General features: G+C 40.1%; 7 protein-coding genes. 2 read left to right on the forward strand and 5 right to left on the reverse strand.

Annotation, left to right across the window (positions count from 1 at the left end):
- Positions 1 to 170: 170 nt before the first annotated feature.
- The 5 genes from Q0A12_RS06565 to Q0A12_RS06585 form a co-directional block, all read right to left on the reverse strand.
- Positions 171 to 851, reverse strand: a complete 681-nt coding sequence (locus Q0A12_RS06565; protein ID WP_291291860.1) for a hypothetical protein — start codon at positions 849 to 851, stop codon at positions 171 to 173.
- Between the two features lie 9 nt (positions 852 to 860).
- Positions 861 to 1736 (reverse strand): carbohydrate ABC transporter permease, encoded by an 876-nt coding sequence (locus Q0A12_RS06570; RefSeq protein WP_291291861.1) that lies wholly within the window; start codon positions 1734 to 1736, stop codon positions 861 to 863.
- A complete protein-coding gene (locus tag Q0A12_RS06575; protein ID WP_291291862.1) occupies positions 1737 to 2621 on the reverse strand; it encodes a sugar ABC transporter permease in 885 nt (294 codons plus the stop codon). It abuts the gene before it with no gap.
- A gap of 92 nt (positions 2622 to 2713) precedes the next feature.
- Positions 2714 to 4036 carry an ABC transporter substrate-binding protein gene (locus Q0A12_RS06580; protein WP_291291863.1) on the reverse strand — a complete coding sequence of 441 codons (1323 nt, stop codon included), beginning with the start codon at positions 4034 to 4036 and terminating at the stop codon, positions 2714 to 2716.
- A gap of 187 nt (positions 4037 to 4223) precedes the next feature.
- Positions 4224 to 6182 (reverse strand): alpha-glucuronidase, encoded by a 1959-nt coding sequence (locus Q0A12_RS06585; RefSeq protein ID WP_291291864.1) that lies wholly within the window; start codon positions 6180 to 6182, stop codon positions 4224 to 4226.
- Positions 6183 to 6503: 321 nt separating this feature from the next.
- On the opposite strand from Q0A12_RS06585, the gene Q0A12_RS06590 reads away from it, so the two are divergent.
- Together Q0A12_RS06590 and Q0A12_RS06595 are read left to right on the forward strand one after the other, a co-directional pair.
- A complete protein-coding gene (locus Q0A12_RS06590) occupies positions 6504 to 6722 on the forward strand; it encodes a helix-turn-helix transcriptional regulator (protein ID WP_291291865.1) in 219 nt (72 codons plus the stop codon).
- Positions 6723 to 6799: 77 nt separating this feature from the next.
- Positions 6800 to 6923 (forward strand): helix-turn-helix transcriptional regulator (locus Q0A12_RS06595; protein WP_291291866.1); only part of this gene is annotated, 124 nt, incomplete at its 3' end.

The raw sequence follows: 6923 nt of genomic DNA on the forward strand, positions 1-6923 counted from the left end.
CATTTCATAGTACGTGACAGAAAAAGTTAAGATTTGTATAGAGCTAAGAAAGATGGTTAATTCAAATTACTTATTGATTGATTAATAACTATCAAGTTATACATTTACAATACAGATATAATAAGCGATAAATCTATGTCAACGGCTTGCGAATGCAAAAATTTGTTTCTCTAATCAACTATCCACTGCTCAAAAAACAAAGCAAGCGAAAATCGTCGTGTTAGATTACGATAAATTCCATAGTTGATCAAGCTACTAAAGAAACAAAGATACGCCAATGAAAAATGCTGCATCAAGAAAATGGACAATCCAATAAGTGCTCCGTTATAGACCGTGACTAAAGGCAGTCGATAGCTTATCAACAGTGACCATTCCATTTTCTTTTTGAATGGAATTTGGGTCACTCGTAAATCACTTGAAAGCAATAAGACAAAAAGCATACTGCTGAGTAAGAAACAGCTGGTCAGAATAAACGGTAACAACATGAGAGAGAGACGGAAAAGTATCAGTGCACGTAAGCTGAAAAGAATAAAGAGAATGAACAATGCATACAAAATAAATAGTTTCCAGCTCTTCTTAAAAATTTCTCGATAATACATGAAATAGTTCTTTCTGATCGATAAATACTCTGGGTTGGTAAACAATCCGAATTGAGCAGACAGGCTTGCTATGAAAAGCATTAGCGGTACCAAAAAGAAGACAGCGTTATTCAGCGTCAGTCGCAGAAAGAACAAAAGAATTAGAAATAAACTATTGGAGAGGATGAAATACAGCTGATAAACCAAAAACTGGTACGCTGAGTGGACGATGGCAACTGTCCACTCAGAAATAGTGTGAAAGAAAGAATTCATACTTATCTCCTATCCTTTGATTCCAGAATTTGTGACACCTTCGACAAAATATTTTTGCGCACTGAAGAATAGGATAATCGCCGGCAACAATGAGATCACCGACATGGCAAACACTTGATTCCATGGTGTATTAGTAGATGGATCAACGTTGAGCCGCAACACAAGAGATACTGGAAATTTATCTTGTGAAGTGATATAAATCAATGGGCCTAAGAAATCACTGAAACTCCAGACAAATTGAAAAATCACACAAGAAATAAGGGCTGGTTTTAACGCTGGAATCAATACACGCCAGAGAACCCCAAAGGATGAACAACCGTCCACGATCGCGGCTTCGTCGAGATCACGGGGAATGGAACGCATAAATTGAATCATCATAAAAACAAAAAATGGTTCTTGTCCTAAAAATGAATTGGCGAGCAACGGGACATACGTATCCAATAAATCCAAGCGGTTCCAGAAGAGATACAAAGGGATTCTGGTTACAACTTGAGGTAAAAACATCGTTGCCATTAACAGTGAGAACATGATTTTCTTGAATGGAAAATCAAAACGAGCAAAGCCATAGGCTGTAAGGGTCGCCGAGACAACGGTAAACAGAATTTTAGGAATGACGTATTTAAAGGTATTGATAAAATACAAGGTAAAGGTGTAATCGCCTTTGGTATTCCAACCATCAATATACGCTTGAAACTCAATCGTCGAAGGAATAAAACCGATTGATGTGAAAATCTCCGTGTTTGTTTTAAACGATGCTCCCACCATCCAGATAATCGGGTACAGCATGATCAGCGCAACGATCGTCAGAATGACATAGCGAATCAGAGTTTGTCTCAACCTTTTCGAATGATTCTTTTTTGTAGATACTTCAGGTGTTGCCTCCATCTATTTCCCACCTCCATCTGAATAATAGACCCATCGTTTCTGACTCGCAAAAAGAAGAAGCGTTGAGCAAACAATTAGCGTAAACAGGACCCAACTCGCCGCACTTGCATAGCCCATATCAAATTCCTTGAACGCTTTATCATAGATAAACATCGAAGAGAGATACGTAGCATTGAGGGGACCTCGACTAGTAACAATAAATGGGCCATTAAATTCTTGAAACGCATTGTTTAGTTGCATCACCAAATTGAAAAAAATCGTAGGTGTGATCAACGGAATTGTTATTTTAAAAAATTGCGCCCACTTTGAAGCACCGTCTAAACTTGACGACTCATATAAATCTTGCGGGATTTCTTTTAATGCAGCTAAAAAAATCAGCATGGATGACCCAAATTGCCATACTTTTAAGAGGATCAATACGATCATTGCTCCAATGGGTGATGACAACCAGTTGATTGGCTCAATTCCAAAGGTTCCCAGAAAGATATTTGCCAAACCTTCTGGTTGAAACATCGATCGCCAAAGCACACCAACGGCCACGTTTCCTCCTAGAATCGAGGGAATGTAATACGCTGTCCGATAGAAATTGATGGCTTTTAACTTGAAATTCAGGATAAATGCAACGAACAACGCAAACCCTAGTTGAAAAGGCACAGTAAACACTGTATAAATCAGTGTCGCCCGCATCGAATCAAGAAAAGTTTGATCCTTAAAAAGATTTACATAATTTTGAATACCTAAAAATGCAGGTGTCTGTCCCACGCGAGCCAACGAGTAATCGGTCAGTGAATAATAAAATGAGGACAAGATCGGCCAAGCGGTCAGCAGTAAAAAGCCAATCAGCCAAGGGGTTACATAGATCAAGCCCACTTTTTCCTTTTTCATATAATCCCTCCAAACTTTTTTGGCAACGATTCACGATACTTCATGGAAGCAAACAAAAGCCATTCACTCCCATAAAGTATGTGGATAGTTGTCTATTGCAATTTATAATCTTTCGCAAGCTTTTCGGCTTGTTCTTTCGTTTTCGTATAGACGTTGCGAGCAGCAGTTTCTAAATCGGTCCTTCCTAACTCGACAGCCTCCATTTCTGCAGTGTAAATAGTCGTTAAGGTACCATCTTCATAGAACGGTGTTTGGTTGATTTTTGCGACACTTTGGGCGTACTCAAAGCCTTCTTTCATCACACCTGATAATTGTCCATCTTCCGTCAACGCTTCGATCGCTTTGCTAGAAGCAGGAATCCCTCTGGAAAGACCCAAAATTTTATTTGCTTCCTCGCCATTTAAAAATTCATTTAAAAATGTTCCTACTTCTTCTGGATGCTCAACATTTTTCCGAACGGCAAAAAGCAGTGAAGGTTTTGACATCAAATTTACCTCGGTGCCGCCTTCTGCGATCGGGTAGTCCACGACGACCATTTCATCCCCTACTTCTTTCAATGCTTCATAATTAGAAGACATACTGGCATTCCAGTCGATGCCCCCCGCATATTGCCCCTCAATCCACTTTTTGTTAGTGGCTAAGGATACCGGTTCTGAGCCGACATTTTCTAAATAATCTTGTCTTGAAACAAAGACCCCAGCATCTGCCATCTCCTTATACCAAGTCATTGCTTCGAGATAATCTTGTTCTGTCCAATTCATGTTCCCTTTCTCGTCGAATTCGGATTTTCCAGTTTTCTGTTGTAACCAAATCGTCACCGGAAAACGCCAAGTTGGGGATACGACACAAAAGGTCCCTTCTGGTAACTTCTTAGCGGCTTCCACATAATCGTCCCACGTCTTCAACGTAGTGACATCAATACCATGTCTTTCATATTCGGATTTATTTAAATACATGACTAACGTATTTTCTCCGTAGGGAACAGCGACTTGCTTCCCATCAACCTGTCCAAACTTCAAAAATTCAGGATCATAAGTAGATAAATCTAGACTATCGATCGTATCAAGATTATAAAACCCATCATTTTGACCAAATTGTGGCACCCAATTGTAAAGAAGAGTCGTGATATCTGCCAACGTATCACCTGCATATCTTGTAGTGAAGGCTTGGTCTAAATCACCAAATCCGCTAGGCTCTCCTTTAACCGCAATTTCCGGGTATTCCTTTTCAAAATGAGCAATCATCTCTTGGGTAGCCTGATGGCGATCGTCATTTCCCCACCAACTAAAACTGATCGTTACACGATCCCCACTAGAATCTGTTTCCACCTTTTTTCGTCCTGCATTACACCCAGCTGTGACGAGTGACACCAAAAGCAACGTGCCTAACGCTAGTACTAGTTTTCGTTTTTTCATTACTGTTCCTCCTAAGATTTCCTTTAAGTAAGTTGGATAAACTAACCTACTTTTCGAAAATTTTTTTACTTGATACCTTACAAACCATTTCTCGACTACATTAAAACGCTATCAAAAGTTATTACTTTTTATAGCTAACCCTGATGACCCTTCCACGCCGGTTCTCCTCATGACATTCCTCCTCTTCTCATGCATAAATTCTTCGTCCGTGTTGATCTGGAATGCCACTTTTGCGATAAAAATAGGTATTGATTTGATCCCGCCAATCTCTAGCCGAACGTGCTTGTTCCTGCAACCTTTCAGCCACATTTTGATAACTTTCAGCATCGATTTGCCCCTTTAAGGAAGCCCACTCCTCAATATATTCTTCTACTTTTTCATAGCCTTCGAAATGCGTATCATAAATATGCTGGATGATCGTTTTTCCGCTTTGCAGAACATGATCGTATGGTAGATGGTGAAAAAATAAGATAAGTTCGTCTGGGCAAGTGTCCACGTTTTCGTATGTGTCACACCAGGCATCCGCATACTGTCTTACATAGCCGGTGCCATCTTTTAACGTTCGATTAACGCCAATACCATACCTATCCGCAAAATGATAAGTCCCCCATCGATCGTACTCGTAACCATCAACATCTGGTCCATAGTGATGATTGGGCCGAACCATAAAGCCAATTCCTAATGGGGCAGTATAGTTTTCATAAGTCTGGTAGGATGTGGTGAGGATTGCGCGCAGTTGCTTCTTAGCAGAATCATCCAACTCAAAGGACAAGTCAATCCATTCGCAAAGAATCTCTTCTGTGCTTAATTCATTGTTCCAAATCAATCTGCCATAGCCAAAGAGGTTGGCTTGCGCTAGCTTATGCCCGGTCCAATTATTATCCATTCCGACATTGACGACCGCCGCCACGCCAGAATGCTTAGGACTTGGGCTTTGTTCTGGTAGAATCGCCTTCACTGTGGCGTGCTCAAGTGGATGCTTCGTATCAAAATCTAGTACATCTTTCCACATCGGCAGTAAGCAGCAAATATGTTTTTGTTGCCCGGTATACTCTTGGGTCACTTGGAACTCCAGCATTTGATTGGTTTTGTTTAACGAACCAAAAAGCGGCGTCACGGGTTCTCGGACTTGAAAATCAATCGGTCCATTTTTGATCTGTAAAATAACATTTTCCTCAAACGTACCGTCTAATTTCATAAAGTGGTCGTAGGCAGCTTTAGCACGATCAATTGAACGATCTCGCCAATCTTGCAAACAGTCATAAACAAAACAGCGCCATATCACTAGACCGCCATGGGGTTGTAAGGCATTCGCCAGCATATTGGCCCCGTCATTATGGTCACGACCATAAACAAAAGGTCCGGGTTCCCCTTCAGAATCGGCCTTTACAACAAAGCCGCCAAAATCTGGTATCACTTGATAGATCGTCTCCACTGTTTTTTGCCAAAATAAAATGACTTCTTCCGCCAACGGATCAGCAGTCACAAGCCCTCCAACGGATAAAGGTGCCGCAAAGTTGATACTTAAAAACGTCCGAATCCCATAGGCTGCGAAAATGTCTGCAATCTTTTTGATTTCGACCAAATACGGTTCCGTGATAAACCATTTGGCCTCCCCACGAACATTGACATTATTGATAGAAACCGCATTCATTCCGATAGAAGCTAAAAGCCGTGCATATTCACGCAAAGTTTCATAATCCTGTCGAAATTGGTTGTCTGAAAAGAAAATCGATTCTCCAGCGTATCCTCGTTCGATCGTCCCATCGAAATTATCCCAGTGATTGACCATACGAATGGACTGATCAGGAATCGAGCGCAACTTTTCCGGCAACTTATTGGTCCGAATCAAATGCTTGTACAGTTCAAAAAAGCCATACAACCATCCTCTACTGGTATTCGCATAAATAAACGTTTGATGATTTTCATTGCTGATTTCAAAGCCTTCATCGCCTAATAACGTATCCGTTGACCTTTTAAAATATAGGTCTACACTCGCCTCTTCCGCATAGTGACACATTGGAAATAATGTCTGCATTTCACGTTTGATCGTATCCGTCACTTGGTCCAATTGCTCAAAGCCAAACGTCGAAAAAATTTCAGTTGTTACAGGCTTATTTAGCCAACACTTGTCTTTCTTTCTCATTTATTCATCCCCTCTCTTATCTAAATAAATCCCATGCATACAATTTCCAAGCAACTTCACTTTCTATGTGAACCCCTCCTTAGATTTGTCTGATTATTTGGTAGGTAAATAGAAGTTCATTTATTCAACTCCTCAATTTCTTAACCGACTGGGTAAAATTTCCAAATCAATCTCCTTTCTTTTGCTATGTAAGAAACAAAAAAAACGTTTCCTTTAAGGAAAACTCGAGTCAAACTCAACTATTCAAAATTATTATGCGCTTATTGCATAATAAATTAATCCGCAAATTTCCTCCCCTAAAATAAAAGAGAGGTGATTTTTATGTATCATAGAATTCGTGACTTACGCGAAGATAAAGACTTGAATCAAGAACAACTTGCTAAACTTCTGAATATCAGCCAAACGACTTATTCTCGCTATGAGTCAGGAAAATTAGATATTCCTACCCAATCTCTGATTAAACTTGCAGATTTTTATGCTACTAGCGTCGATTACTTGCTTAATTTAACAGACCATCAAAAGCCTTATCCACGTAGTTAACATCATAATATGCGCAAAACGCATAAAAGTCAATATGCGATAAGAGCATAATTTAGAATAGTATCGAGGTGACGTGAATGTTTCAGCGAATCCGCGATCTGCGCGAAGACAACGATCTAACCCAACACCAGATTGCTAATCTTTTAAATGTTTCACAGTCAACGTATTCTCGGTACGAGAACGGTGAGCTGGATATCCCTA

Source organism: Enterococcus sp., assembly GCF_022711995.1.
Classification (GTDB): Bacteria; Bacillota; Bacilli; order Lactobacillales; family Enterococcaceae; genus Enterococcus_D.